Origin of the sequence: Levilactobacillus angrenensis, from assembly GCF_003946085.1 — a bacterium.
Classification (GTDB): Bacteria; Bacillota; Bacilli; order Lactobacillales; family Lactobacillaceae; genus Levilactobacillus; species Levilactobacillus angrenensis.
Map to the genome: position 1 here is coordinate 70,577 of NZ_RHOB01000003.1, position 24,952 is coordinate 95,528.

The following is a 24,952-nucleotide window of genomic DNA, read 5'->3' on the forward strand; positions in this document are numbered from 1 at the left end:
GGCTGTCTCCGGCAAGTTGGCGATTATCAGCAACCTTGTCTTAATTAAAGGCTAGTTGTCAAATCAGCCGTTACCTGGAGCTAAGCCAACTATTATTAGCTCACACACTTGTAGCCGAGAGTCCGCCAATTATCACTATGAAGCTGTAAAAGACTAATTTTTACGCCATCAGTCGCGTGATGCCAACGTTTCTAGCTGATTTTTATTTTTCAATCTTGTCCGCTCTCAGATTGGAGGTGACCCCCATACCAGGCAACTATCATGCACGAACGGTAAGACGGCGGTTGCCACACTACAACAAAAAAACAGACTGGCCACGATGCGCCAGTCTGCTGATTTAGGTTGCGTTTAATTTTAGAGGTCCAAGTGAACCTGCTTGGGGTCGGTCTTTACGATGACCTTGCCATGGTGAATCGAGTACAGCACTTCGGAACGTTGGTTCAAAGCGTTGTAGAAGTTGTCGTTGTTCATGACGACCAGGTTAGCTGGCTTGCCCACTTCGATACCGTAGTGGTCGGTCACGTGCATGGCCTTGGCCCCGTGGGTCGTGACGAATTGATAAGAATTCATGATGTCGTCGTAGCCCATCATTTGCGTCACGTGAATCCCCATGTGTAAGGAGTCCAGCATGTTGCCATCCCCCATTGGGTACCACGGATCCTTGATGTCGTCTTCCCCGAAGGCCACGTTGACCCCGGCGGCGTTTAATTCCTTGACCCGCGTCAAGCCACGGCGCTTCGGGTAGGTATCGAACCGGCCGCCCAAGTGGGTGTTGATCAATGGGTTAGAAATCATGTTGATGTGGGACATCTGTAAGAGCCGCATCAATTTGTAAGCATAAGCATTATTATAAGACCCCATCGCCGTGGTGTGGCTAGCCGTGACTTGGTCGCCCAAGCCCGTTTCCAAGGCTAATGTCGCCAACGTTTCCAGGCCACGAGAAGCCGGGTCGTCGATTTCGTCACAGTGCGCGTCGACCAACTTGCCGTACTTTTGGGCCAGTTCAACGGCGAAGTGTAAGGATTCCACGCTGTATTCCCGGGTGAATTCGAAATGCGGAATAGCGCCGATGACGTCAACGCCTAATTTGGCGGCTTGTTCCATCAATTCCTTACCGTGGGGGAACGATAGAATCCCTTCTTGAGGGAAGGCGACCAGTTGGAGTTCGATGAAGTCTTTGACCTCGTCACGAACTTCAATCAAGGCCTTGAGCGCCGTTAAGTTAGGATCCGTGACGTCAACGTGTGACCGCACGAACTGAATCCCGTTGGCCGCTTGGCGTTCCAGTGCTTGCCGGGAGCGCGTCTTGACGTCTTCGATACTCAACGTCTTCTTCCGTTCTGACCAGATTCGAATCCCGTCAAATAAGGTCCCGGACTGGTTCCATTCGGGGTCCCCGGCTGTCATGGTACTGTCCAAATGGACGTGTGGGTCAACAAATGGCGGTAAGATCAATTTGTCCGTCGCATCGATCACCTGTTCATTATCTTTTGGTGTTAAATGATCGGCGATGGCAGTAAATTGGCCATTTTCAATCCGAATATCCTGTGGCTGTTTTGCATTTTCGATATGCCCTTGTTTAATTAACATGCACGCTAATCCTCCTAGTCGCATTTCAGTAAAATCCTGGGATGGTCAAGCCTAGCGCTAGCAAAGACCCGTCCGTGACGATGCCCGCGATGACGGCGATAATCGCCACTGTCGCCGGTACCAGGCCCCACTGCGGTCCCCGTCGTGCCGAGCGCACCAACCCATATAAGCTTATCACAGTTAGCGTCAATCCGAGCGTTAAAGTCAGCGGTTCATTGGGAATTAAGACATACAATTGGTCAAAGGCCCCGGCAATGGCGACCCAACTAGCCGCAACGCCCCCAACGCTCCAGAGTAAAACACTTCTGCCCCCAGTGGTCATGTTCCCCACTCCCTTTTCATTTTGACTGAACTTTCCGCGCCTTTTCAATGGTATTTTTCATAGGTTCCATGGTATGCTGAATGCAATCAATTTTAAGTCACGGAGGTCCGATCAAATAATGATAAATTCATATCCACAAGCCTTAACGATTGCCGGTTCTGACAGCGATGGTAGCGCTGGGATGCAAGCCGACCTACACACCTTTTTTGCCCGCGGCGTCTACGGTGCATCCGTCATGACCGCCTGTGTCGCCGGTAACTCATACGGCATCCACGCTAGCGTGCCTATGCCGACTGATTTCATCGACCAAGAGTTTGCTGACCTGGCAGATGATTACCACATCCGCGCAGCTAAAACGGGCATGCTTGCCGACTCCGAACTGATCGAAGACGTGGTCAAGAATTACCAAGCCGCTGACTTCGGGCCGCTGGTGGTCGACCCCGTCATCATGACCAAGCACGGCAATCAGCTGTTAGAGGAAAGTGCCTTCAACACCCTGCGGACCAAATTGATTCCGCTGGCAACGGTCCTAACCCCGAACTTTTATGAAGTCCAAAAGATTGCCGAAATGACGATTCACAACGACGATGACATGATTATGGCCGCCAAGAAGATGCAAGCCATGGGTGCCAAAAACGTCGTCGCCAAAGGCAGCCACGCCGATGAAACGCAAACGACCGTCCGTGACTACATTTTGCTAGCTTCCGGCGAAGGCTTCTGGCTCAGCGAACCCTACCACCAGACCAACCGGGTCAACGGGACGGGCGACTCTCTGTCCGCCTGCATCACCGCTGAACTGGCCAAGGGCACGCCGATGAAGCAAGCGATTGAAATCGCCAAGCAATTCGTCAACACGGCCATCGGTCACCCCATCGAGGTCGGCCACAAGTTTGGCCCCATCAACCACTGGGCAGCGCAGGACCGTTCTTACGATTAGCTATGACTTAGAGGCCGTCATTGGGCCTCTTTTTTTGACATTTTTTAGAGTCTCACAGGTAGCCAGTTACCATTTGTCCGGGCGCCAGGTGCGGCCATCGACCTCGCCACTGAGCTGGTCGTTACGCCGGTCCTGCTCGCGGACCATTTCCTTGAGGGCCAGCCAAAAGGCGCGGTCGGTGAACTTTGTCTGTTGCTCGGCCAGCTTGTCAATTTGCAGTTGTAACCATTGCGATTGCTCAGTCATCGTCTCGCTCCTTAATCAAAGACAAAGTATCCGCCAGCGCCTCAATATCATCTTGTTGCTGGGCAAATTCAGCCTCGATCAGCCGCCCGGTCGCTTGTTGTTCGGGCGGCAGTTGGTCGATCATCCCCGGTAATTTTTGGGCAAACCAGGTCTGCCGCGCCTGCAAGCTATCTGGCTGCGTTTGCGTCAGGTAGCGTTGGTAGTCCACGACCAATTGGAGCTTCTCCGGTTCTTCTAGGTAGGCGAACTGGTGAATCGCAAATGTCGGTAACCAGGTCATTTTCGCTCGATGGGCCACCGCAGCCAGGGGCGCCAAAGCAGCGTCTAACGTCAATCCCTCGGCCCCGCCGCGCTGGAAGGCCTTGGCCGGCATCCCGGTCGTGACTACGATACCCAGTTCCTTATCGGCCAACGGGTAACGGTGATCACCGTAGACAAAGCTTCGCGTCAACACCGTGTCTTCCCACGCCTTTAGCCCAGCGGGGGCCGCGTACCAATACAAAGGAAATTGTAAAATGATTCTGTCGGCTTGCCGCAGTTGTTCCTGTTCCTTGGCAACATCCAAGTGTGCCTGACTTTCAATGTGCTCCCACACGATATCCGTGTTTTCCGGCAGACTCGCCTTTAAAAATTGTTGACTGGTCGAGTCGGCCAAGTGCGGATGGGAAACCAATACTAGGGTCGTCATGACCTCATCTCCTTCGACTATTTTCTCTAAAACTACTCTATCACAAATTTACTGGGCAACGGATCTGAACGCCCAGTTAGTTTGTGACCTTTCTGTGAAATCGCTTACAAAATAACGAATAACGTGTATAATTGCTCGCTGGTAAAACGAATAACCTACATAAGGAGGACCTCATTATGACAGTACAATGGGACGTTCAAGGTAAAAGTGTGATTATCACCGGTGGGGCCGGCGGAATCGGCCTGGGGATGGCCACGGCTTTCGTGAAGGCTGGTGCCCAGGTTTTGATTGTCGATGTCAGTGAAGAACATCTGCAAGCAGCCGCTAAACAGCTTGCACAATTCGGCACAATTGAGACGCTGAATTTGGATATTTCTTCAGTCGAAAATGACCGCCAGATCATCGACACGGCGGTCGCTAAATTTGGCAAGCTGGATGTCTTGATCAATAACGCGCACGCTTCTCGCCAGAAACCCTTTACGAGCCTGACGGACGACGACTTTGCCTTGTCCTTCAATACCAGTTTTAATCCCACCCGCCACTTGATGTTACTGGCCCACGACCAGCTCAAGGCCACGCAGGGTTGTGTCATTAATTTTGCCTCCGGTGCCGGTATCCGCGGCCAACAGACTCAGGCCGCCTACGCCGCTGCCAAAGAAGCCATCCGGGGCTTAACGCGCGTGGTCGCTCACGAATGGGCGGCTGACGGGATTCGCCTGAACATCATTTCCCCCATCGCTGAAACGGACGGCGTCAAGCAGTGGCACCAAGCTGCGCCCAAGCAATACGACCAGCTGGTCAACAGCATTCCGCTCCACCGGCTGGGCGACCCCGAACACGACATCGGCGCCGTAGCCTTGTTCCTAGCCAGCAGCGCCAGCGCCTACATGACCGGGCAAACACTGATGGTCGATGGCGGCGATATTCAAATGTATTAAGCGTATCGAGCGAGTGGGCCAAAAGGCAATTAGCCAGTTCTGCTATGTGAAGATGACGAAAACGAGCCTGGAAGGTCTGTCCCAGGCTTGTTTTCGTCCCAAAGAAAAACGCCCAGCCCCAAGACTGGACGACCCTAATTCTTAACTTAACCGGCGATTACTATCGTCGTGGAATTTACTACGCGTGGCCAAATGCTTACTCTTCTTCCGAAAAGCCGCCAGATTATTCAGGTACAATTGACCCACTCCGGCAATTACTAAAATCAGTAAAATGATTGCTACTGCATGCATAAGAATTCCCCCCGTCAACATTAGGTTACAAATATATTATCCTAATGTTACAGAAAGATTGCAAGTGGTCACGCTTAAAAATTAGAATTTCTTGATAATTCAGTACTGAACGACTGTTAGTTCCCTGATGAAACCCCAGCTACTCCACTATTTACTGAAGGTTGAAAGATGGAAATCAGCTAGAACCATTGTCATCGTGCGACTGATGACGTAAAAATTAGTCGTTTATAGCATCCTAGTGAGAACTGGCCGCCTACCGTCCGCCAACTATGGGTTGGAACGCGGTGGGCGGACCGGACCGAGCCTGAGAAGCGGTCTCGGCCTCGCTTTGAGCCGGAAACCCGCGTCTCAAAGACGCCAGTTGTCTAAGCGGCATGAACCGTGCCGCTAAGACAACTCCCACGGCTGAACCCATATTTGGTGGACTCTCGGCTACAAGTGTACGTGCTAGCGAAAGTTGGCTTAGCTCCATGTAACGGCTGATTTGACAACTAGTCTTTAATTAAGACAAGGTTACTGATTATCGCCAACTCGCCGGAGGCAGACAGAGGTGGAGCCAGCTGTGTCGACGGTGTTGGCTGAGGTCTTTTCTCAGCCTACAGTGTGGGGCGACTTGAGAGACTGGCGAACTTTGCCAGACTTTCAAGCGAACCGGAAGACCGCTTCTCAGGCTGGAGGTGTCCCCCATAGCAGGCGGAATCTCTGGCTGACGCAGGCTCCTGGTTTCACTAATTTTAGCGGCCAGAACACTGTCCTTCCAGGGACTATTGCGTTAATGCTACTTTCAACCTTCAGCTATTTACCAGATTATTTACTATCCGACTGATCGGCTGAGTTGCTAGATGATTTCTGTTGTGACTCTTTTTTCTCGGATTCTTTTTTCTGTTGATGCTTCTTTTGGACCTTACGCACCTGATCTGAAATCTGCGTCGATGGGTTCACAGTCTTCTTCCCGGATAGATTGGAAACGGGATAGGCAATGAACAACACGACGGCAGAAATGATTAAGTAACGGATATTTTTCTTGCGGTCACCGAGGACTTGTGTGATTTGAAAGAAATAATAAATTAATAAAATGGCAGCGAAAAATACAATGACTTCGGCAACGATATGGACAACACCCACGAGAAACCCTCCTTGACTAGTTTAGCCTAACTTTACTGGAACCACTGGTCCCTGTCAACTAACCGGACAGAACAGTGATTGACACGACCCGTTCGCTTCTCTATAATTAAGAAGTTATGGGATTTTGTCGCAATAGCTCAGCTGGATAGAGCAACGGTCTTCTAAACCGTAGGTCGAGGGTTCGAATCTCTCTTGCGACATTTTAAAAAGAGTCTGGGACAAGACTCTAGAGCTTAAATAGAAAAGTGGTGTCAATTGCCGGTTTGTGGCGATTGACACCACTTTTCTTTGGTCTTAGGGTTGGTTGTTTAATGATTTTAGACAGTTTTGATAAATTCTCAGCCATTAAAGCGATTCCCATTTCATTATCTACGGCAGCTAGACCACGTACCGAAAAGCGTTTGAACTTCAAGTAAGTCTTGAGGTCAGCAAAGATTGGTTCAATTTCAATTTTACGGCGAGCGTACAAATCATGCCCAATTTTACTAGTCATCGGTCTAATTATGGGTTGGGCCTATTATCAGCTGCACAAACACGTCGCTAGCCTGCTGATTATTCACTGGTTAGCCACGTATGCTTACCGGGCCTACCTCGCCAACGTTTTTGGCTACAACCTATCTGGCCAATTGGCGAACGCGACCTAACTAAGGCCCCACTGGTCATTATTTTCAGCATCTATCTCCTGACTTGGGCCTGCTCATTTGTCGGAGCTTACGGGCTACATCGGTTAAAACAGTTGGTCATTCAGAATAAACCTAAATAACGTGCCTCCATTATTGCGGGAAGCACGTTATTGTTTATAAGATCCAATTAAGTGGAGCCAGACCTACTGTTTCAAATAATCCCGTCGCCGTTTAAAACTGATCAGCAACGGCAACGTGCTGAATGTAACCGGCATCGCAACCTGGTAAGGCCGCATAAATGCTCCGGTCAACGCCGTCTTGCTCGTAGCCTTAACCTTAGTCACCACGGTCGCAATCTGTTGATTGTCATGTACAACCGTTGCAATGACGGTCCGCTGAACCCGGCGATAAAACGCCCTACGAACCTGGACGGGCGCTAATGCAAGCCGTTGTTGCTTAATCACTTGCGCATAGTTTTGCCGAATCAGATGCTGGGTCTTTGCCGGGGTAATGAAGTGCTTTGATGTGCCGGACGCGACTTTTTCCGTGGCTAGCTGCGCCCGTACCGCCGCTAACGTATCCTGCTTGGCCTTAGCTGAGACCGTCAAATTCGCCACTGCGCCCTGTGCCGTTTGCCAAACCTGGTGCTTAGCGGTAACCAGGTTAGTCGATAACGCTGACACAAAAATCGCGACCGCTAGCGACGTCCCGATTTGCCGAAAGACCCCAATCACGCTCTGCGAGGCCGTCAGCAATTTCCCCGTGAAGTCACCAGCGGCTAAGACCGTAATCGGCCCAATGATTATCCCGTATCCCGCACCGACTAACAGCAAGACAATCAGGAGTTGCCAATAATGATCCGGATTCAGTCGACTGAGACCGACGTAACCCGCAATAATTGCGAGGATGCCACTGAGAATCACCGCCCGGGGACCAACTTTGGCCAGCACGAATCCACTGATGGGTGAAAATAGGAAAATCATCATTGACGCCGGTGAAATCATCAGCGCCGCCACAAGTTCCGTTTTACCTTGGACTTTGGTGAAAAAACTCGGCAACAGGACTAACAGCGCCACCATGAATACACCGGAAATAATGGTGATAAGCGCTGCGCCCGTGAATTGACGGTTGTGGAATAGCGCTAACGGCATCATCGGCTGTTCAACGTGGGCCTCCACCACAATAAAGCTGACTAATGCGACCAGACTGAAGACACCGAGCCTAATGACGACTGAACTCGTCCAGCCCCAGTCACTCCCCTTGACTAGCATCAGTGTTAAGCTAAATAATGTCCCCATCGAACATAAACTGCCTACCCAATCGATCTTTTCAGTCACCGTTTCAGTAGTTTGGCGATCCAGTAACCACCAGCATAGCCCTAACATGATTAAGACTAACGGCACGTTGATTAAAAAAATACCGCGCCAACCAAAAAATTGCGTCACCGCACCCCCAATCGTCGGTCCTAACGCTGCGGCTAATCCCTGAGTGGTCCCAAGAATGGCAATCGCACCCGTTCGTTTAGCGGCCGGGACACTTTGAATCCCAATCGTCATGCTGGCAGGGAAAACGATCGCCGCTCCCAGACTTTGGACGCCACGACCAACGATTAACCAACTGACATGACCAGCTAAGCCGGAAAACAGTGAACCGCCTAAGAATAGGGCTAAACCAATTAAATACAGGCGTGCCCGGCCATAAATATCCGCCAGCCGGCCCAAAGGAATGGTCAAACTAGCAAATAGTATGGTATAAATATTGAGCGCCCAGGATAATTGGGCTAAGTTAGTCGCCAAACCCGTTTGGATTGCGGGTAGTGCGATATTCATGACCGTCGTATCCAACATACATAGAAACGTCCCCATCGCCATCGTCGTTACAATCTTAGTTGATTTTTGCATTTTAAGCTCCCCCTATCTGTGTATGCACAGTATACGGGGACGTTCGCACACAAATAAATATTTAGGTTACAAAATATGGGAGGTTGTTACCCAATGAGTCCACAAGAACGCAAACGGCAAAACTTAGTCGCCATCTACCAAGCCTTACTGCAACTGATGACTCAAAAACCACTAGCCACCATTTCCATCACCGAACTCTGTCAACAAGCCGGTGTTTCCCGAACTTACTTTTATCGCAATTACGCGAACTTTGATCAGATTATTGGTGCCTTTCAAGAACAATACATGCTGCACTACTTGCGACGTCTGCCCAATCAGACACAAATTGGGCTTGCTGAACTCATGACCCGGTACTTCCAAGTCGTCCAACAAGCGGCTGACACCAACCGGCTATTAATCAAAAACGATAAGTACGATATTTTCGTGCAAACGTTTCAGACCGTCTTTCAATTACTCATTAAACAGAACCGAATTAGTAGCGCCAGTGGTTTAGCCATCTTTAACGAGCCGTACTACGTGGAATTCTTTTCCGGCGCGGTCGTCAACGTTGCCATTAACTGGATGCGGCGCGGGATGCCGGAACCGCCCGCATACCTCGGCCAACAAATTGAACGCCTAGCAACGCTGCATCCCCACAAGCCGCAGCAATGACCTTCAACCGCACGAGAGTGGGACAAAAGACGTTTTACTACCGAGCATAGCCTAGGAATACGAATGATTGTGCACTTTCAATCGTTCGTATTTCGTCCCTAAGCGAAGGAAGCAGTCTTTTATCGCACGTTTCGACTATAAATGTTTGGAAATAAAAAAACGAGTCTGGGGTTTTGTCCCAGACTCGTTTGTCTTGTTTCCCGTTAATCCTGATACTGACCGACAACCGGTAAGTTCTTCAATACCTTGCGGCCATGTGGCGACTTGCCATCGATCACGCTAGTCAGTTCTTGGCCGGCTAGGTTACCGTGGTGCTTGCCGCCAGCCCAGGCGTCGACCCCCGTGACATCGTAAACGACACCGGCGATAGCCACGTAAGCGGGTTTCCCGTCTTGTCCGTTAAACTTCGCTAATTCTGCTTGGTTAAATACCTTTTCTGCACTCATTAAAAGCACCACCTTCATTATTTGCTTATATCATAACCTGAAATAGTGTGGATAACAACTAATTCGTTTGTCACTTGATAAGCCAATTGGTTAACCCCGCTGATCAGAAAAATGGGCGCAAAAAAACCACTAACCGAAGTCAGTGGTTTTTTACTAAGCACGATTTAGGCTAATGTAAATTAGTCAACTACCGTAACGTTAGCAGCTTGTGGGCCACGGTCGCCTTGTTCTACATCAAGGGATACGTGTTGGCCTTCTTCAAGAGTCTTGAAGCCTTCACTGTTGATAGCAGAGAAGTGAACGAAAACGTCTGAGCCGTTTTCCAAAGTGATGAAGCCGTAACCTTTATCAGCGTTGAACCATTTAACAGTACCTTGTTCCATAAGAATGAAACCTCCATGCGCATAGCGCAATAATATTTGCATTTGAAAGCTGGGGTAAAAAGGAGCCATTCTTATAAGAACGTCGAGCCTTTAAAACTTCCGAACCATAAATACATTAACCATAGGATAACAGGTATTTTCCAGAATAGCAAATGCAAAGTGCTATTTTTTGAAATGTTTTTGCCGACCCCTATAAAGCATTTACCGCTAGCCACTGTTGGGCCGCCAGCACCTCTTGCGGCGTCAGCTGGTGGGTTCCGCCGGTTTCTTCCAGCGTCGTTTGCGCGCCAATTGCCGCTAAATTTGCCAAAACTTTTTTTACGGTGGCCACCGTGACCAGCGGATCATGAGCACCCGCTGACAACCAAACGTGATAATCTGGTCGAGGCACCGGCTGAGCCACTGGCAACAGTAACGGGTGGAACAGCAGTGCCGCCTGGCCAGGAAACTGTCCCGTCTGAATGCCGTAAGCCGCCATGGCTGCTCCATTGGAGTACCCCACGACTACCAGCCGGTCGCTGTCCCAGTGGTGGTCTGCACAAATTGCGTGCACCTGCTGACCCAGCCAGGCCGCTTCGGTCGCAATCTGCTGCGGATTGACCGGGCCAGCTGCCGTTTGCGAATAGTACTGCCGTTGTTGGCCTTGGCCCTGCCGCCCACCAATCGTGATCAGCGGACTTTGCGGTGCCAATCGTCGCCCAAAGTTCAGCATCTCTTGATTCGTACCACCAGTCCCCTGCAACAACAGTAGCGGTGGTGCGGTATTGGCGCCCGGCATGGTTTCAATCAACTGTTCTTCTGCCATCTGCGTCCACCTACCGGGCCACGATGAGCTCGATTTGACCCTTTTGCGGGGCGAAATTGAGGCCCTCACAATTTTCCGTCAAAATCTTGCTGTACTCGGCCAACACGTCGGCGGGCAACGGCGTGTGCGTGCGCAAATGCTCGATCAGTTCCGCAGCCGAGGCCAACTCCTTTAAGGTCACGAACAACAGCGCATTATTAATTAAATCATGTAAAAGATCCGTCAACAGACCGTTGGGCTTGCCCGCCCGGTCCGTGATGACAACTTGGGGACTCTCCACTTCTTGGTGATTCACCGAAATATGCTTTAACACGTCAAAAATTGTTTGCACGATTGATCACTCCTTCTGAATTAGTTCCGCCGTGCTGGGATTGTTGCTTAAATCATACAGCTTTTTGCCGGCAACGGAAACTACTTCTTCGTAAATACGCCCGGATGGCCTTGATTTTGAAATCTGGTCATGATTTTTTCCTGGACTTTGGGCAACGGTAACGTGGAAATATCTGCCGCAGCCACCCATTTTCCCGGGAAAAAGGCCAATGAAGGCGTCGTCGTCAGTTCAGCCACGAGCAATTTCACCCGCCAACGTTGGTGGGTGTAGGTATGACTCACCGGTTGCCCGCCCACCACGGCCAAATCCAGGTCAAGTTGGTAATCCGTTTTAAATTGCCGCGTAATGGCTGCCAAGTCCTGATCCAAGTTATTAGGTTCGGTCGCCTCTACAGGCGTCAAATCGGCCTGTAAGAGCAGTGGAAACGTCCAATATCCCGTTAACATCTGGGTCGCGTCGCGTTGGACCAAGAGATAGCCGGCCGGCGAGTGGACGATGACCGCGTAATATGGCATCAATTTGGGCCGGGGTGCCTTGGTCTTGACCGGGAAATCGGCCACCCGTCCCGTTTGGTATGAGGCATCAAACGCCTTGACCGGTGAATGGGCCGGATCAGAATTCTTGGCGCGCATGTAGCTGGACCCCAGATCCATGATGGCCTGGTTGAAAGCACCAGGCCGTTGTGGGTCGACAATGGGCTGAATCGCCTGTTCGAATACCTTACGCGTCTGGGGCTTGGCGATATCGTCATCAATCAACAAGAGCCGCGAGAAGACCCGAAACGCATTGCCATCCACTGCTGGCACGACCTCACCAAAGGCAATACTGGCGATGGCGCCCGCCGTATAAGGGCCAATGCCGACCAGGTCTGTCAGTTCTGCGGCCGTTTGTGGCCATTTTCCCTGATAATCCGTGACCAGCTGGCGTGCTGCACGTTGGAGATTACGGGCACGCGAATAGTACCCCAGCCCTTGCCAAGCCTTGAGCAGAGTGGCTTCATCGGCATCCGCCAAGTCACCCACCGTGGGAAATGTTGCCATGAAATTTTGATAGTACGGAATCACCGTGTTGACCTGCGTCTGTTGGAGCATGATTTCACTGACCCACACGTGATACGGGTCATGGTCCTGCCGCCAGGGCAAGTCACGCCCCTCTTGATCATACCAAGCCAATAATGTCCGGCGAAAATCCCGGATCGTGGCCGCTGACCAGTTTTCCATCAGCTCGCCTCCTCGTTCGTTTTTTCTTATTCTAACGAATTCCGCTTCCCGCTACAAGTAGCCCTTGACGCCGCTGGCCGCGTCCCCTATCATCAGAAAAGAAACCTATCACTTGCCAGCAAAAACAATTTCCGTTAGGACTATCACGGTGGACGAATCACTCGTTTCAATTAGGTAGGCACTAAATGTTGAAAATAGCATTAACGCGGCAGCTCCCGGAACAACAGTGTTTTATCCACTAAAATTAGCGAAACCAGAAGCCTGCGTCAGCCAGAGATTCCACCTGCTATGGGGGCCTGAGGAGCGGGCTTCCGGTTCGACACAGCTGGCGCCACCTCTGGCTGCCTCCGGCGAGTTGGCGATTATCAACAACGCCAATATTCAATCATCAAACAAATTCAAAGAAGACTATTCAGATACAGGAGTGGTAACCGTGAAACATTGGGGTTTTATACTGATTTTGCTACTGGGCTTGGGCCTGACCACCGGGTGCCAGATGCAGTCAGAGACCGAATCACCTAGCGACAGCCAGGGGGTCATGACCAAGCGCCAAGTCGTCACGTTGGCCACATCACAGCCGCTGACCACCTTGGACACTGACAAGCTGACCCAGTTTGGACGGCTGAACAACACGATTGAGGGGCTGTATTCCGCGACTGGCGAAGGCCAAGCCCAACTGGCACTCGCCAAGAAGGTCCACGTCAACGCCGCCAAGACGACCTATACGTTCACCCTTTATAAAGATTCTTATTGGAGCAACGGTGACGTCATCACGGCTCAGGACTTCGTTTACTCCTGGCAACGAGCGCTGGCACCGACGACCAAGGCTCCCAACGCCGACTTGTTTGTCGGCATCAAGAACGCCCGTAAAATTTTAGATGGTAAGTTGCCCGCCACCCAGTTGGGCGTCAGTGCGCCAACCAAATTTACCCTGGTGGTCCATCTGGATCATCCCATGGCTGAGCTGCCACAACGGCTGACATTTCCGCTGTTCGGCCCGCAGAATCAACGCGTGGCCCGCAAATACGGTAAGCGCTACGCCACCAAGCCGCAATATCAAGTCTACGCGGGGCCGTTCATGGTCGCAGCCAAGGGTAACACGCGCCAGCACTGGCACATGGTCCCCAATCCCCACTATTGGGACCGCGAGCACGTCTACTTGCAGCGCATCAACGTCGACGTTTACCGGACCACGCGCCAAATGTGGCGGGCTTATCGTCGCGGCACGCTGGATGAAATGCGGCTGGTTGGCATCACCAATATCAAGTCGTACGAAAAACAAGCGGCCTACACCGCGCGGCCTTATTCGAAAATGGTGTTGCTTAATTACCGGCAACTCGGGCGAAACCCAACCATCGACCACCTCTTGAGTCAACGATTGGCGCGGCTGGCGATTTCCCACGCCATCAATCGCAAACAATTGGGCCAGGACTCGTATGGCAACACCTCGCTAGTGGCCCAAGGGGTCGTACCGGCGGGATTGAGTCGTGGTCAAAGAGGCACGGCGGACTTTGCGGCGGCTCAGCCTGCCCAAGATACCTTGGCCTATCAACCCAAACTGGCCAAACAACAATGGGCGACCGCCCGGAAACGCGCCGGTCTCGACCACGTGACGCTGACGCTCAGCTATTTGGATGCGCCCTATAATAAGAAAATTGCGACCTTGTTGCGCAGTCAATTGCAACGCGCACTCCCCGGGCTCCAGATCAAACTCAAGACCCGTGAATGGACCATTAACCGTGCGGACGGCCCGGCCAATGCGGACCTGGCGTTGACCACGCAACACGCACAGTATGCCGACCCGCTGGCCATGCTGGCCCTCTTTACCAGTGACAACGCCGCCAATACCGGCTACTGGTTCAGTGAGCGCTACGACGAGCTGATTGCTCAGGCCAGCAATGCGCCGTCCTTCAACAGTCAACGGTGGAAGACGCTCCTCAAGGCTGAAGGCGAGCTGATGAAAGATCAAGGCGTCACGCCCCTGTTCCAACCGGCCAGCACCTACCTGATCAATCCCAAACTCAATGGCGTGCAGTACAACACGGTCGGCACGCAGTCGAACTTCAAGGGTGCTTACTTTGTGAAATAACCTGGCAACAGCGGTCCATCCTGGCTGCCTTACCGTTCATCAAACAAAAAAAGACAGCGGCCACCGAAATTTCTGGTGTGACGCTGCCTTTTCATTTACTCTAAAGATTAGTTATCGGCTAACAGTCAAAATTAATACGTTGACTACCGGAACGACAGCGTTCTGGCCACTAAAATTAGTGAAACCAGGAGCCTACGTCAGCCAGAGATTCCGCCTGCTCTGGGGAACACCTCCAGCCTAAGAAGCGGGCTTCCGGTTCGCTTTGAAGCCTGGCAAAATCCGCCAGTCTCCAAAGTCGTCCCACGCTGTAGGCTGAGAAAAAAACTCAGCCAACGCCGTCGACACAGCTGGCTCCACCTCTGGTTGCCTCCGGCGGGTTAGTGATTATCAGTAACACTGTGGTAGAGACTAGCTACCACCTGGGGCTAAGCCGCTTGTTATTGGTATGCGCCCTCGTAGCCGAGAGTCCGCCAACTATGGGTTCAGCCGTGGGAGTTGCCTTAGTGGCGCGGTTCATGCCACTTAGACAACTGGCGTCTTTGAGACGCGGGCTTTCGGCTCAAAGCGAGGCCGAGACCGTTTCTCAGGCTCGGTCCGGTCCGCCCACCGCGTTCCAACCCATAGTTGGCGGACGGTAGGCGGCCAGCTCTCACTACGAAACTGTAAACGACTAATTTTTGCGCCATGCGTCGTGTGATGACAATGTTTCTAACAGAATTTCATCTTGAGTTATCAACAGATTTGTCCACAGCAATGCCAGTTAATCGTCAATCGCCAACGTTTGCCGGACCGTTTGGACCAGGTCTTCACTGACGAATTCGCTGGTTAGACGCTGCATGGGCGTGTAGTCGTGGCGTTGCTTGTAGTCCAGCGGGTGAGCCACGATGACGGCGACACGGAGGTTGTTTTCCGTTAAGAAAATCTGGCCGACGCCCTTGAACTTACCCTTGCTATGACGACCGGTGCGCCAGTCGTGAAGCTTGAAACTGCCGTCCGGGTCGCGTTTGATTTCGTACTGACCGGAGGCGTTGGTCTCGACCGGCACGCCACTGTAGACGTTGACGTCGTACTTGGCCTTCATTGCTGCGCCTCCCCCGCTAAAATCGCCGTGACTGGGGCAATAGCATCTTCACCCAGAATAGCGACCGTCTCGGGTTGTTTCAGCACAGCACCAATCGCGTCGGCCGTGGCAGCGATGCCAGTCAGCTGTTCCGAAATGGCGTGGAGTTCTGCTGGCGTGCCGACCGCGCCAAAGAGCATGGCTGCCCGTAACTTACCCGCGTGACGCGTAAAGTTCACGTGCAGCTGACCCTTAGCGACGGCGAGCTTTTCGTATGCCCGAAATCCCGGATTGGCGCCGTAGTTCCAGGCATCAGTGTTGTACTTCTCCGCCAACCGCTGATCAATGACCGCCCAGTCGTGATCGGTCAGATGATACGTTTCAATTTGGTCCAGCCGGTCGACTTCAAAGATGTGGCACAACAAGGCTTCCTTGAAGGCCTGGATGTCGAGATCTTGGTATTCCGGTGCCAGGTATTGCCGCAGATTGGTGATGGGCACCCGGTTGGAATCGACGCCCCGGTGTGGTCGTTCACTAGCCGGCAAGAGTGCCGCGTGGGCCGCATCGACGTTTAAATCGTACATGATGGTCCCGCCAGCCGCATAGCCATCCCCATTTTTGAACATGGTCATGCCAGAAAATTTCTTGCCAGCTACCGTCAAGGCACTCTTGTTACTGATGCCCAGGTCAGCCACGCCCATGGCCTTGAGCGCCCGCAAAACGGGTTCGGCAAAGACCGTGTAGTCGCCAAATTTCGACCCATCTTGCGGGTCACCATTGATGATGTGCTCGAAAATCAAGTTGCGTTCGTCATGGTAAACGGCGCCGCCACCGGACGTCCGCCGCACTAACTGAACCTGATGCTGTTCGAGGTAGTGTAAATCCACCTCGGCGCCCACGGTTTGGTTGATGCCGACGATGACAGCGGGCTGATTGACGTACATCATCAGGCCGTGGCCGGGTAATTTTAAGTCGTTCACGAGGTAGTTATCGATCGACTGATTGACGATGGCATCAGTGACCACTTGGCCATTACGGCTCGTATCAATTAAAAACATTTTGGGTAACGCTCCCTTCACGCTTAACCATCGGCGCTACCAGTTAGCCGCCGAATGAAATTATTTTCAGTGTAGCATAAGCCTCTCACAGCAACAACTCTCCGTGCCCGTGAGCAAGTTATTGTCAGCGGTTACACGTAAAGGGTATACTAGATGTTAAACACGACATACTAGGGAGGAATTCTATCATGGCTGCACAACAATCATTTTGGCAACGCCTCATCAACTGGTTCCGCGGCAACAAAGCCCCTGCCGCACCAGAAATCACGGTGAAGGACGGTGTCTGGCTGGAACAACGTGACCAAGGCCACTACCGGCTGGGCTTATCCAGCGACGCACTCGAACAGATCGGCGACATTAGCTTCGCCGATCTGCCTATCTTAAGTGAAGACGTTCTGGCCGCCGGCGACGACATTTTAGAAGTCGAGAGCGACAAGGCCGTGGAAAATTTCAAAACGCCGTACGCGGGTACCGTGGTCAAGGTCAATGAAGACTTGGTCAGTGACCCAGCGAAGATCAACAAGAATAAGCAAGCGGACAACTGGGTGCTGGACCTGCAAGTGGTTTAAGCCGTTAGTCAGTCAAGTTACCAACCCGACCGCACTAACGCCGCCGTAACTTAGTGGCCGATGCGTTGAAATCCCAGCCAATTCACGGGAACCGTGTCAACTCATTTCACCCGTCACCGCTTTTAGCCGCTGGTTTAGGGCCTAATTACTGGGAAACTTGGCTGAGTTAAACAAAATATTTACCATTTCCAATTTTTTGGACTACTATGAAGATGAAGCCGGTGGCGTATGCCAGTAACAGAACCGCTGACCCCAATATTCATTTTGGAGGTAATTGGTTATGGCTGTTGTAGAAAAGACTGCTTTATTGGATGAAAAAATGAGTGAAGTATTCGACTGGTCAGATTCAAAGCAACCAGTTCGGGATGCTCTTTGGAACCACTTTATGGAATCCAATGGTCACAACACCGATGAAACTGAAGCTTCGATGAAGGAAATCGACGCTAAGTCCGACGATGAAGTTCGTTCTTACGTAGAAGATAACCTCAAGAAGTAAACCGGCTGTCTCAACCAAAAAATAACCCTGCCCTAGCGGTGGGGTTATTTTTCTTTGGCCTAAATAATTGTCGTCTATGGTGGTGCAAGCTGGCGGCCTCTCGGCTACAAACGTGCTACCCCATAACAACGGCTTAGCCCGTGGTAGCAATTAACCTGGCAAAGAGTCTTTAGCTGTCAAGTGACGTCACTCAGTTTGTTTTGTGATATGGTGAACATGTACAATAATCTTACATACTGGAGGTTTTCAGAATGACTGAACGACTTGATGGTAAAATTGCTCTGGTAACCGGTGGCGCCGCAGGAATTGGTTTGGCAACGGTCAAACGCTTCTTAGCAGAGGGCGCAACCGTGGTTTTCACGGATATTAACGTTAAAGCTGGCGAGAAGGTTGAAGCTGACCTCGATTCACCTAAGGCAATCTTCATGCCCCAAGACGTCAGTCAGGAGGCCGACTGGGAAACGGTCGTCAAGGCAACCCTTGATAAATTTGGGACCATCGACATCCTCTTCAACAATGCCGGTATCTTCCGGCTGATCAACCTGCCAGACATCACAGAAAAACAATGGGATCAGCTCATGAATATCAATGTTAAGGGTGTCTTCTTTGGCATGAAACACGTCATCCCCATCATGGCAGCCAAGAAGAGTGGCTCCGTCATCAACACATCGTCAATTGCTGGACTGGCTGGTTCCCCGCAAGCTACCCTGTACGGTGCTAGCAAAGGAGCCGTTCGCCTGATGACCAAAGACGCCGCTATCGAATATGCTCCTGCTCAAGTCCGGGTCAACTCAGTCCACCCCGGCTTGATTGAAACGGAAATGGCAGATTACGCCTCAGATATTTACGAAGCACCTAAGACTGACCTGGGAAAGATGCACCCACTGGGCCGTTTGGGGAAAGCTACCGAAGTTGCCGCAACCGTGGCTTTCTTAGCTTCTGATGATGCCTCCTTCATCACCGGGGTCGAGATTCCGGTTGACGGCGGTGTGACGGCACAATAAAAAAGCAAATTAAAAAGTTGCGCGCCAAAATTTGGTTACGCAACTTTTTTTAATGCTATTTTTCAAAACAGTTCTGATTCTCGTTATTTTATTCGCCAATTGCAGATGGCCGGCTAACCGCCTTGCATCCTACTCTATTTTCTAGTGAAACTGCCCGCTAACCGCATAGGACTGCAAGTACCGCTGCCCCGTCACCGGATCGATCACCATCCTGGTCAGACTGGTATTGCCGGGCTCGGGCAACGCGGTCGTGGCCGGCGCTGCCAACATCAACAGCGCGGTCGCCTTGATGGTTAGGCCGTGACTGACCACGAGGATGTGGTCGTCGGGATGGTCCACGACCTCCTCGGCCAACCACTGGCCCACTCGCCGTTGCACGTCCAAAAAGGTCTCTCCGCCAACGGTCGCTAAAACGTCCGGCAAGGCTTCCCCCGTCACTGCGTCAAAATCACCAGGGCGCTGGGCCCGTAGCCCTTGAAAATTTGCTCCGGTCCATTGCCCGTAATCGGCTTCCATCAGCCGACCATCGAACTGCGGCAAGACGTCTAGCGTCGCCGTTAAGGCCGCCGTCGTTTGCCGGGTCCGGTGTAAGGGACTGCTGACCAACTGGTCGTAGTGGCTGTTTTGAAGCCATTGTGCCAGGCGTTCGGCTTGCTGCAAGCCGTTGACTGTTAAATGCGTGACCGCACTATCCAATTGTCCTTGCACAACTTGGTCAACGTTGGCTTGCGTTTGACCATGACGCACCCAATCAAAGGTCGTCATTTGCTCACTTCCTAATTTACACGTTCAAATTGCGTTTCAATTTTCCGTCGGCCCTGTTGTAACAGGTAAATCGCCACAATGACCAGAACGGAGCCGATGATCTCGGCAATCGTAATCTTTAAGCTCAAGAATAAAATCGACAAGACAAAGGTCACCACCGGTTGCGTGGCGTCGACGATACTGATAACGTCGGACGGCGCAAAATGCGTGCTGTAGAGGATCAAGGAGAACGGTAAAATGGTTCCCACGATAATCACCGTGGCCATGGACCCAATTAGCGTGCCGGTAATCGGTGGCATGTTCATGAAGACGGGATGGTATAAATTAAAAACCACGCCCGCAATAAACGTTCCCCAGCCTAACACAGTAATCGGCGCATGACCATAGTCACGGACCAACGGCCGGGGTAAAACGACGTAACAAGCCGCCGTGATCCCAGAACCAATGCCCCACAACAGGGAGTCAACGGGAATCGCCAGCTGGGTGATGTCTCCGCGCGTAATGGCTAAAAAGACCCCGACTAAGGCGACCACAAAGGCAATCAAGTCGCTGCGCAATGGCCGCTCGTGTTTGAACAACAGGCTGCCCAGCACGATAAATAGTGGACTGAGGTACTGCAGAATCGTGGCTGCCGCAGCATTTCCTGTCTGTACGGCAATGTAGAACGTCAGCAGGTTCGCCCCCAACCCAATCAAAGCATAGGCGACGATCCACCCAATTTCTTGCCAACTCTTAAAAATCGTAAACGTCTTTTTTCCATACAATACCAAACTAATCAACAACAAAATAATGCCGGCACCCATGGTTCGTGCAGATAAGAACCAACTGGTCGGAATTGACTGGCCTTGTGAAATGAACTGCAGGACGGTTCCGGAAATCCCAAACATGGCCGAAGCCACGGTTGCCCAGAAAATTCCCTTCATGACATTTTCAGCCGGCGCACCTAAATTCTTCAAACCCGATAAATCCTTTCTCTCTCATACCCGTAACGATATGCATCATAATTTTCCTATTTTACCGGAATATCATTAGAATTCGGCGGCAAAATGGGCGTTGCTTAAAAAATATTTTCAACACTGCGGCGGGGCCCTGCTGATGTCCTTACACGCGAGCTTCGCGTAAACTCAACAGCATCCCCGCTACACCTAATTATCCCAGTGAATCATTGCGGATAAGCTTAGTCAGATAACCTAATTTGTCGAAAAATAGTTCAGATTAGTCAGTTTCTCGGAAAACCACAATGAGGCCAGGGCAATTGCCCTGACCTCACGGTGATTTTGCGTGTTCACTTTTGTTGACTCTTGAGCCATATAGCTGACATCACGGGCAAAAACGTATTGCAACACAGCAACACTCCGTTAGCCGTGAGTGAAGTGAAATCTAGGCTCAGCCGGGGAATTTATCGGCGAATTTTGCTGATAAATTGGTGACTTTAAGACGGCGTTCTTCCGGCTTAAAGCAAGGTCCGCGACCGCTCTTTGGCTCGGACCGGTCTTCCCCAGCGTTCCAGCCTAGACTTTCACGTAACGGTAAGGCAATCAGGTCAACTCACCATTGTTGAAATTCGCTTTAAGCTGTGTGGTCCACTTTGCGGGCCCAGAGGTCGCCAATCAGCTGAATGGCGAAGACCAGGACCAAGATGATCAGCATGGCCGCAATCGTCACGTCGTTTTCAAACCGACTGTACCCAACGTTGATGGCCAAGTTCCCGAGGCCACCACCACCGATAGCTCCGGCCATGGCGGTCAGGTCGATCAGACTGATCAACGTGAGGACTGACGAGCGAATGATGTCTGGTAAGCCTTCACGCAGGTAGACGCGGAAGATGATGGCAATTGGGCCAGAGCCGACTGACTCAGCCGCTTCAATCACGCCACGGTCCACTTCTGACAAGGCATTTTGAATCTGCCGCGCGTAGAAGGGTGCGGAACCAATAACCAGTGGGACGATAGCCGCGGTCGTCCCAATTGCCGTGCCGACAATCAGCCGGGTCAGTGGCGCAATCACGGCCAGTAAGATAACGAATGGAATCGACCGGCACAGGTTGACGATTTTATCAAGAATGTTATAAACAACGCGGTTCTCCAAGATGCCGCCTGGTTGGGTCACAATCAACCCGACCCCGATGGCCATCCCGATGATGCCCGCTACAACCGCCGTGATAAACGTCATGTACAGCGTCTCGCCCGTGGCCTGCACGAACTCGTCTTTCATGGTTACTGCATTAGGAAAATATTTCGCAATAAAATTCAATTAGGCCACCTCCGGATCTGTGGGTTGTAACTGCGTCACGGAAATTCCCGCGTCCTGGCAATATTGCCAAGCGGCGGACAGCTTGTCGGGTTCCCCAGTCATGACGACGATTAGGTTACCCAGCGGCGTGTCTTGCAGGATTTCGACGTTCCCGTATAAAATGTTAGACACCACGCCGTAGCGTTTGTACAATTCGGTAATCAACGGTGCGTCGGTGCTGGCACCCACGTACTGGAGTTGGACCAGCCGGTGATGATCGTCGAGGCCCAACGTCCGCGCTTGTTTGAAAATCTTCTCGCGGGCTTGATCCACTTGCGTCGCCGTGTTGATAAAGTCTTGGGTCAATGGCTTTTCCGGGCGACTGAAGATGGTGACCAAATCACCGCGTTCGATGATTTCGCCGGCGTCCATGACAGCCACCTTGTTGCAGATTTCCTTAACGGCTTCCATTTCATGGGTGATGAGGACCACGGTCAAGCCGAGTTCGCGGTTCAAGCGTTTCAACAGTTCCAAAATGGATGACGTGGTCTTGGGATCCAGCGCGCTGGTCGCTTCGTCACTGATCAGAATCTCTGGGTCATTGGCCAAGGCCCGGGCAATGGCGACTCGTTGCTTTTGCCCCCCGGAAAGCTGAGCGGGATAGTCCGCCGCCTTTTCCGTTAAGCCAACTAAGTCCAGTAAATGGGCCACTTTTTCTTGGCGTTCCTCATGGGACAAGTCGCCGCCCTTTAAGGGATAGCCCACGTTGTCCGCAATCGTGCGTGACGCCATCAGGTTAAAGTGCTGGAAGATCATCCCAATCTTGGTGCGTGCCACCCGGAGTTCCTTAGGCTTGAGGCCCAAAATATCTTGACCATTAACTTCCACCGTACCGGCAGTTGGCCGTTGAAGGCGGTTAATGACCCGAACCAGCGTACTCTTCCCGGCGCCGGAATACCCGACGACCCCGTAAATGTCCCCCCGTTCTACGGTGAGTGACACGTTTTTCACGGCCGTAACGGTTTGGCCCTTGTTGTGGAAGGTCACGTCGATATCTTTTAATTGAATAATCGCTTCATTAGTCACAGACTCATTCTCCTTACTCGCCAATGCCGGCAGTTTCAGTGTTCACGGACGTACTGTTTACCAAGCTGGTACAGACAACCCGTTGTAGTACTTCTTGATTAATTTCTTCGTTTGTTCAGACTGGTAAGCCTTCACGATCTTCTTGTAGGTCTTGTTGTTCTTGTCCGCCTTGTTCGTAGCAATGATGTTGATGTACGGAATCGACGCCTTGTTCAGCTTTTCCTTGTAAATGGTTTCGCTGTTGGGCAGCTTGGCTTCAGCCGCAAATTCATTGTTGATAACGGCCCCGGCAGCATCACTCAGAGAACGTGGTGTTTGCGCAGCGTCAACTGGCGTAATCTTCAAGTTCAACTTGTTTTGCGTAATGTTCTTCGGTGTTGGCAATGCCAGCTTGTTGTTGATCTTGATCAGCCCAGCCGATTGCAGTAAGTGTAAGGCCCGACCTTCGTTGGTGGAGTCATTAGGAATCGTGATTTGGTCGCCCTTCTTGATGTCAGCAACGCTCTTGACCTTCTTGGAGTACAACCGCAGTGGCGCGCGCATGGTCTTCCCGATAGACACGATGTTGGTCTTGTGTGCCTTGTTCCATTGTTGCATGAAGTAGGTGTGTTGGAACGAGTTGATGTCAACTTCGTGGTTGGTCAACGCGGCGTTAGGCTGGTTGTAATCCGTAAACGTCACCAGCTTGATGTTGACGCCTTGCTTCTTCAGCCGCTTTTGAATTGGTTTCCAAATCTTTTCATCGGACCCCATGATGCCGACCTTTACCGTCTTTGAACTGCTGGATTTGCCGCAGCCAGAAACAATCAACAGTGGAATCAATAACAATAATAACCAACTAAAATGCTTAAATGATTTCTTCATACCCAATAATCCCCTTTATCGATTAAATTCTAAGTTTTAAGCTAAATGCCGCGATTGACACTGTGACCAAAAGAAAAAGTCCGCTCCTAAATTAATAGAAACGAACTTCGTCGTGGTACCATTCTAAATTCAAGTCAGGTACGAATACCCAGCTCCTCATTAACACTCGCCAGCTTGCGCCTTGAAGTGCGTGCACGATAATGAGTGCCGGACATTACCGCCTCATCTCGAAAGACTCAGCGATACCAATTCATTTCAGGCCATCTTCGCCCCGCCGTGGGTTACCCGCTTGCAGCAAAACACGGGCTCTCTTCAAACCATTGACGGTGGTTACTCTCCTGATCACATTGTTTTTTCAATCGTTTAATTTATCTGTAAGTCTAATGCAACTTTAATCGGGTGTCAAGACAAAGTTGCGATAAATTTATTCATAATGAATCGCGTAATACCGGCATTCCCTTACCCATGTCCCCCAGAAACCATTGGTGGGCGAAATAACTTTCTCACCTAAATTTCACTTAGTCGTCGATGATTTGCTCGCGTAACAAGCCCGCGGCTAAGAGAAACATGTGGGTGACGACCGGACCGACAAAGCTGAAGCCCCGGCGTTTGAGGTCTTTTGCCACGGCGGTCCCGATGGTCGACTGGTTGGTCAGCTCATCGCGGGTCACGGCCGGCAATAACAGTGGCGTCCCCTGAACGAACTGCCAGAGGTACTGGCTGAAACTGCCAAATTCGCGCTGCACCTGCACCAGCGCCCGGGCATTGTGAATCGTCGCGCGAATCTTGCGACCATTGCTGATCATCGCCGGGTCACGCGCGATGCGCTCACCGTCGAGCTCGTCTTCAAAACCGGCCACGCGCTGCGGATCCATTCCCGCAAATAACCGCCGGTACACCGGCAATTTGCTCGCAGCCGCCTGCCAGCTGAGCCCCACTTGAAACACGCCGACCGTCAGGAGCTCGAACAAGACGTGATCATCATGCGTTGGCGTTCCAAAGTAAGCTGAGTATTCCTGCGTACCGTTGCTGTCCCAAACCTGGCCGTCGTCGGGTCCAATCGCCATGTTGCCATCCCCTCTCTTTCATCCATGATACCAGAAAAACTGGGGAAAGCGATATGATCAAGAGTGTGACAACAGGCGGTTAACTGGCGAGCATTAACGGCGCTCGGCGGATAATCCTGATTCTGGATTATTTGTCTAGCGGTGTTAAGCGGAACCAGTTGCCTG

Annotated in this window: 29 protein-coding genes and 1 tRNA gene; 9 read left to right on the top strand and 21 right to left on the bottom strand. The window is 51.5% G+C overall.

Going from position 1 to position 24,952, the window contains the following annotated elements; genetic code table 11:
* Positions 1–354 precede the first annotated feature (354 nt).
* Both codA and EKM83_RS02220 read right to left on the bottom strand, forming a co-directional pair.
* A complete protein-coding gene (gene codA / locus EKM83_RS02215) occupies positions 355–1,590 on the bottom strand; it encodes a cytosine deaminase (protein WP_125575013.1) in 1,236 nt (411 codons plus the stop codon).
* Between the two features lie 25 nt (positions 1,591–1,615).
* Positions 1,616–1,912 (bottom strand): hypothetical protein, encoded by a 297-nt coding sequence (locus EKM83_RS02220; protein WP_125575014.1) that lies wholly within the window; start codon positions 1,910–1,912, stop codon positions 1,616–1,618.
* 118 nt (positions 1,913–2,030) lie between these two features.
* On the opposite strand from EKM83_RS02220, the gene thiD reads away from it, so the two are divergent.
* On the top strand, positions 2,031–2,849 hold the full coding sequence (gene thiD / locus EKM83_RS02225) for a bifunctional hydroxymethylpyrimidine kinase/phosphomethylpyrimidine kinase (RefSeq protein ID WP_125575015.1): 819 nt from the start codon (positions 2,031–2,033) through the stop codon (positions 2,847–2,849).
* 66 nt (positions 2,850–2,915) lie between these two features.
* Here thiD and EKM83_RS02230 read toward each other — a convergent pair whose 3' ends face one another.
* Together EKM83_RS02230 and EKM83_RS02235 are read right to left on the bottom strand one after the other, a co-directional pair.
* Positions 2,916–3,095: a hypothetical protein gene (locus EKM83_RS02230; RefSeq protein WP_125575016.1), complete on the bottom strand. Its 180-nt coding sequence runs from the start codon at positions 3,093–3,095 to the stop codon at positions 2,916–2,918.
* Positions 3,088–3,783 (bottom strand): NAD(P)H-dependent oxidoreductase, encoded by a 696-nt coding sequence (locus tag EKM83_RS02235; RefSeq protein WP_125575017.1) that lies wholly within the window; start codon positions 3,781–3,783, stop codon positions 3,088–3,090. Before EKM83_RS02235 ends, EKM83_RS02230 begins: the two co-directional genes overlap by 8 nt.
* 176 nt (positions 3,784–3,959) lie before the next feature.
* On the opposite strand from EKM83_RS02235, the gene EKM83_RS02240 reads away from it, so the two are divergent.
* A complete protein-coding gene (locus EKM83_RS02240) occupies positions 3,960–4,721 on the top strand; it encodes an SDR family NAD(P)-dependent oxidoreductase (RefSeq protein WP_125575018.1) in 762 nt (253 codons plus the stop codon).
* A gap of 141 nt (positions 4,722–4,862) precedes the next feature.
* Here the strand turns inward: EKM83_RS02240 and EKM83_RS13240 are convergent, their stop codons facing one another.
* Together EKM83_RS13240 and EKM83_RS02245 are read right to left on the bottom strand one after the other, a co-directional pair.
* On the bottom strand, positions 4,863–5,012 hold the full coding sequence (locus EKM83_RS13240) for a hypothetical protein (protein ID WP_164505564.1): 150 nt from the start codon (positions 5,010–5,012) through the stop codon (positions 4,863–4,865).
* A gap of 807 nt (positions 5,013–5,819) precedes the next feature.
* Entirely contained in the window at positions 5,820–6,137 is a 318-nt protein-coding gene (locus EKM83_RS02245; protein WP_125575019.1) for a hypothetical protein, read from the bottom strand.
* Positions 6,138–6,263: 126 nt separating this feature from the next.
* Between EKM83_RS02245 and EKM83_RS02250 the strand changes: the two genes are divergently transcribed.
* Positions 6,264–6,337, top strand: a tRNA-Arg gene (locus tag EKM83_RS02250).
* A gap of 26 nt (positions 6,338–6,363) precedes the next feature.
* Here EKM83_RS02250 and EKM83_RS13550 read toward each other — a convergent pair.
* Entirely contained in the window at positions 6,364–6,630 is a 267-nt protein-coding gene (locus EKM83_RS13550) for a transposase (RefSeq protein ID WP_125575020.1), read from the bottom strand.
* Between the two features lie 10 nt (positions 6,631–6,640).
* Between EKM83_RS13550 and EKM83_RS13245 the strand changes: the two genes are divergently transcribed.
* The gene (locus tag EKM83_RS13245; protein WP_164505565.1) at positions 6,641–6,781 is read left to right on the top strand and encodes a hypothetical protein; all 141 of its coding nucleotides are present in this window, start codon (positions 6,641–6,643) and stop codon (positions 6,779–6,781) included.
* A gap of 182 nt (positions 6,782–6,963) precedes the next feature.
* Here EKM83_RS13245 and EKM83_RS02260 read toward each other — a convergent pair whose 3' ends face one another.
* A complete protein-coding gene (locus tag EKM83_RS02260) occupies positions 6,964–8,661 on the bottom strand; it encodes an MFS transporter (RefSeq protein ID WP_125575021.1) in 1,698 nt (565 codons plus the stop codon).
* Positions 8,662–8,754: 93 nt separating this feature from the next.
* Between EKM83_RS02260 and EKM83_RS02265 the strand changes: the two genes are divergently transcribed.
* Positions 8,755–9,312: a TetR/AcrR family transcriptional regulator gene (locus EKM83_RS02265; protein WP_125575022.1), complete on the top strand. Its 558-nt coding sequence runs from the start codon at positions 8,755–8,757 to the stop codon at positions 9,310–9,312.
* Between the two features lie 203 nt (positions 9,313–9,515).
* Here the strand turns inward: EKM83_RS02265 and EKM83_RS02270 are convergent, their stop codons facing one another.
* The 5 genes from EKM83_RS02270 to mutY all read right to left on the bottom strand — a co-directional run bounded on the left by EKM83_RS02270 (position 9,516) and on the right by mutY (position 12,497).
* Positions 9,516–9,758, bottom strand: coding sequence for a cytochrome b5 domain-containing protein (locus tag EKM83_RS02270; protein ID WP_125575023.1), 243 nt, complete (start codon positions 9,756–9,758; stop codon positions 9,516–9,518).
* A gap of 179 nt (positions 9,759–9,937) precedes the next feature.
* Entirely contained in the window at positions 9,938–10,141 is a 204-nt protein-coding gene (locus EKM83_RS02275) for a cold-shock protein (RefSeq protein ID WP_024746588.1), read from the bottom strand.
* Positions 10,142–10,331: 190 nt separating this feature from the next.
* On the bottom strand, positions 10,332–10,946 hold the full coding sequence (locus EKM83_RS02280; protein WP_125575024.1) for an alpha/beta hydrolase: 615 nt from the start codon (positions 10,944–10,946) through the stop codon (positions 10,332–10,334).
* Between the two features lie 10 nt (positions 10,947–10,956).
* Positions 10,957–11,277 (bottom strand): hypothetical protein, encoded by a 321-nt coding sequence (locus EKM83_RS02285; RefSeq protein ID WP_125575025.1) that lies wholly within the window; start codon positions 11,275–11,277, stop codon positions 10,957–10,959.
* A gap of 80 nt (positions 11,278–11,357) precedes the next feature.
* On the bottom strand, positions 11,358–12,497 hold the full coding sequence (mutY, locus tag EKM83_RS02290; protein ID WP_125575026.1) for an A/G-specific adenine glycosylase: 1,140 nt from the start codon (positions 12,495–12,497) through the stop codon (positions 11,358–11,360).
* Between the two features lie 433 nt (positions 12,498–12,930).
* Between mutY and EKM83_RS02295 the strand changes: the two genes are divergently transcribed.
* On the top strand, positions 12,931–14,586 hold the full coding sequence (locus tag EKM83_RS02295) for a peptide ABC transporter substrate-binding protein (RefSeq protein ID WP_225418605.1): 1,656 nt from the start codon (positions 12,931–12,933) through the stop codon (positions 14,584–14,586).
* Between the two features lie 760 nt (positions 14,587–15,346).
* Here the strand turns inward: EKM83_RS02295 and EKM83_RS02300 are convergent.
* The gene (locus tag EKM83_RS02300) at positions 15,347–15,667 is read right to left on the bottom strand and encodes a DUF7671 family protein (protein ID WP_125575027.1); all 321 of its coding nucleotides are present in this window, start codon (positions 15,665–15,667) and stop codon (positions 15,347–15,349) included.
* Entirely contained in the window at positions 15,664–16,704 is a 1,041-nt protein-coding gene (locus EKM83_RS02305; protein WP_125575028.1) for a lipoate--protein ligase family protein, read from the bottom strand. The genes EKM83_RS02300 and EKM83_RS02305 overlap by 4 nt, the downstream gene beginning before the upstream one ends.
* Before the next feature lie 188 nt (positions 16,705–16,892).
* On the opposite strand from EKM83_RS02305, the gene EKM83_RS02310 reads away from it, so the two are divergent.
* The 3 genes from EKM83_RS02310 (at position 16,893) to EKM83_RS02320 (ending at position 18,773) form a co-directional block, all read left to right on the top strand.
* The gene (locus EKM83_RS02310; RefSeq protein ID WP_125575029.1) at positions 16,893–17,273 is read left to right on the top strand and encodes a glycine cleavage system protein H; all 381 of its coding nucleotides are present in this window, start codon (positions 16,893–16,895) and stop codon (positions 17,271–17,273) included.
* A 280-nt stretch (positions 17,274–17,553) separates the two neighbouring features.
* Positions 17,554–17,769: a P8 family protein gene (locus EKM83_RS02315; protein ID WP_125575030.1), complete on the top strand. Its 216-nt coding sequence runs from the start codon at positions 17,554–17,556 to the stop codon at positions 17,767–17,769.
* A gap of 251 nt (positions 17,770–18,020) precedes the next feature.
* The gene (locus tag EKM83_RS02320; protein WP_125575031.1) at positions 18,021–18,773 is read left to right on the top strand and encodes an SDR family NAD(P)-dependent oxidoreductase; all 753 of its coding nucleotides are present in this window, start codon (positions 18,021–18,023) and stop codon (positions 18,771–18,773) included.
* 141 nt (positions 18,774–18,914) lie between these two features.
* On the opposite strand, the gene EKM83_RS02325 is transcribed toward EKM83_RS02320, so the two are convergent.
* The 6 genes from EKM83_RS02325 to EKM83_RS02350 form a co-directional block, all read right to left on the bottom strand.
* On the bottom strand, positions 18,915–19,538 hold the full coding sequence (locus tag EKM83_RS02325) for a histidine phosphatase family protein (RefSeq protein WP_125575032.1): 624 nt from the start codon (positions 19,536–19,538) through the stop codon (positions 18,915–18,917).
* 11 nt (positions 19,539–19,549) lie between these two features.
* Positions 19,550–20,461, bottom strand: a complete 912-nt coding sequence (locus tag EKM83_RS02330; RefSeq protein ID WP_125575129.1) for a DMT family transporter — start codon at positions 20,459–20,461, stop codon at positions 19,550–19,552.
* 646 nt (positions 20,462–21,107) lie between these two features.
* Positions 21,108–21,782, bottom strand: a complete 675-nt coding sequence (locus EKM83_RS02335; protein WP_382337833.1) for a methionine ABC transporter permease — start codon at positions 21,780–21,782, stop codon at positions 21,108–21,110.
* Between the two features lie 9 nt (positions 21,783–21,791).
* A complete protein-coding gene (locus EKM83_RS02340) occupies positions 21,792–22,856 on the bottom strand; it encodes a methionine ABC transporter ATP-binding protein (RefSeq protein WP_125575034.1) in 1,065 nt (354 codons plus the stop codon).
* A 57-nt stretch (positions 22,857–22,913) separates the two neighbouring features.
* Entirely contained in the window at positions 22,914–23,720 is an 807-nt protein-coding gene (locus EKM83_RS02345; protein WP_125575035.1) for a MetQ/NlpA family ABC transporter substrate-binding protein, read from the bottom strand.
* A gap of 518 nt (positions 23,721–24,238) precedes the next feature.
* Positions 24,239–24,787 (bottom strand): DNA-3-methyladenine glycosylase I, encoded by a 549-nt coding sequence (locus EKM83_RS02350; RefSeq protein WP_125575036.1) that lies wholly within the window; start codon positions 24,785–24,787, stop codon positions 24,239–24,241.
* Between the last annotated feature and the right edge of the window lie 165 nt (positions 24,788–24,952).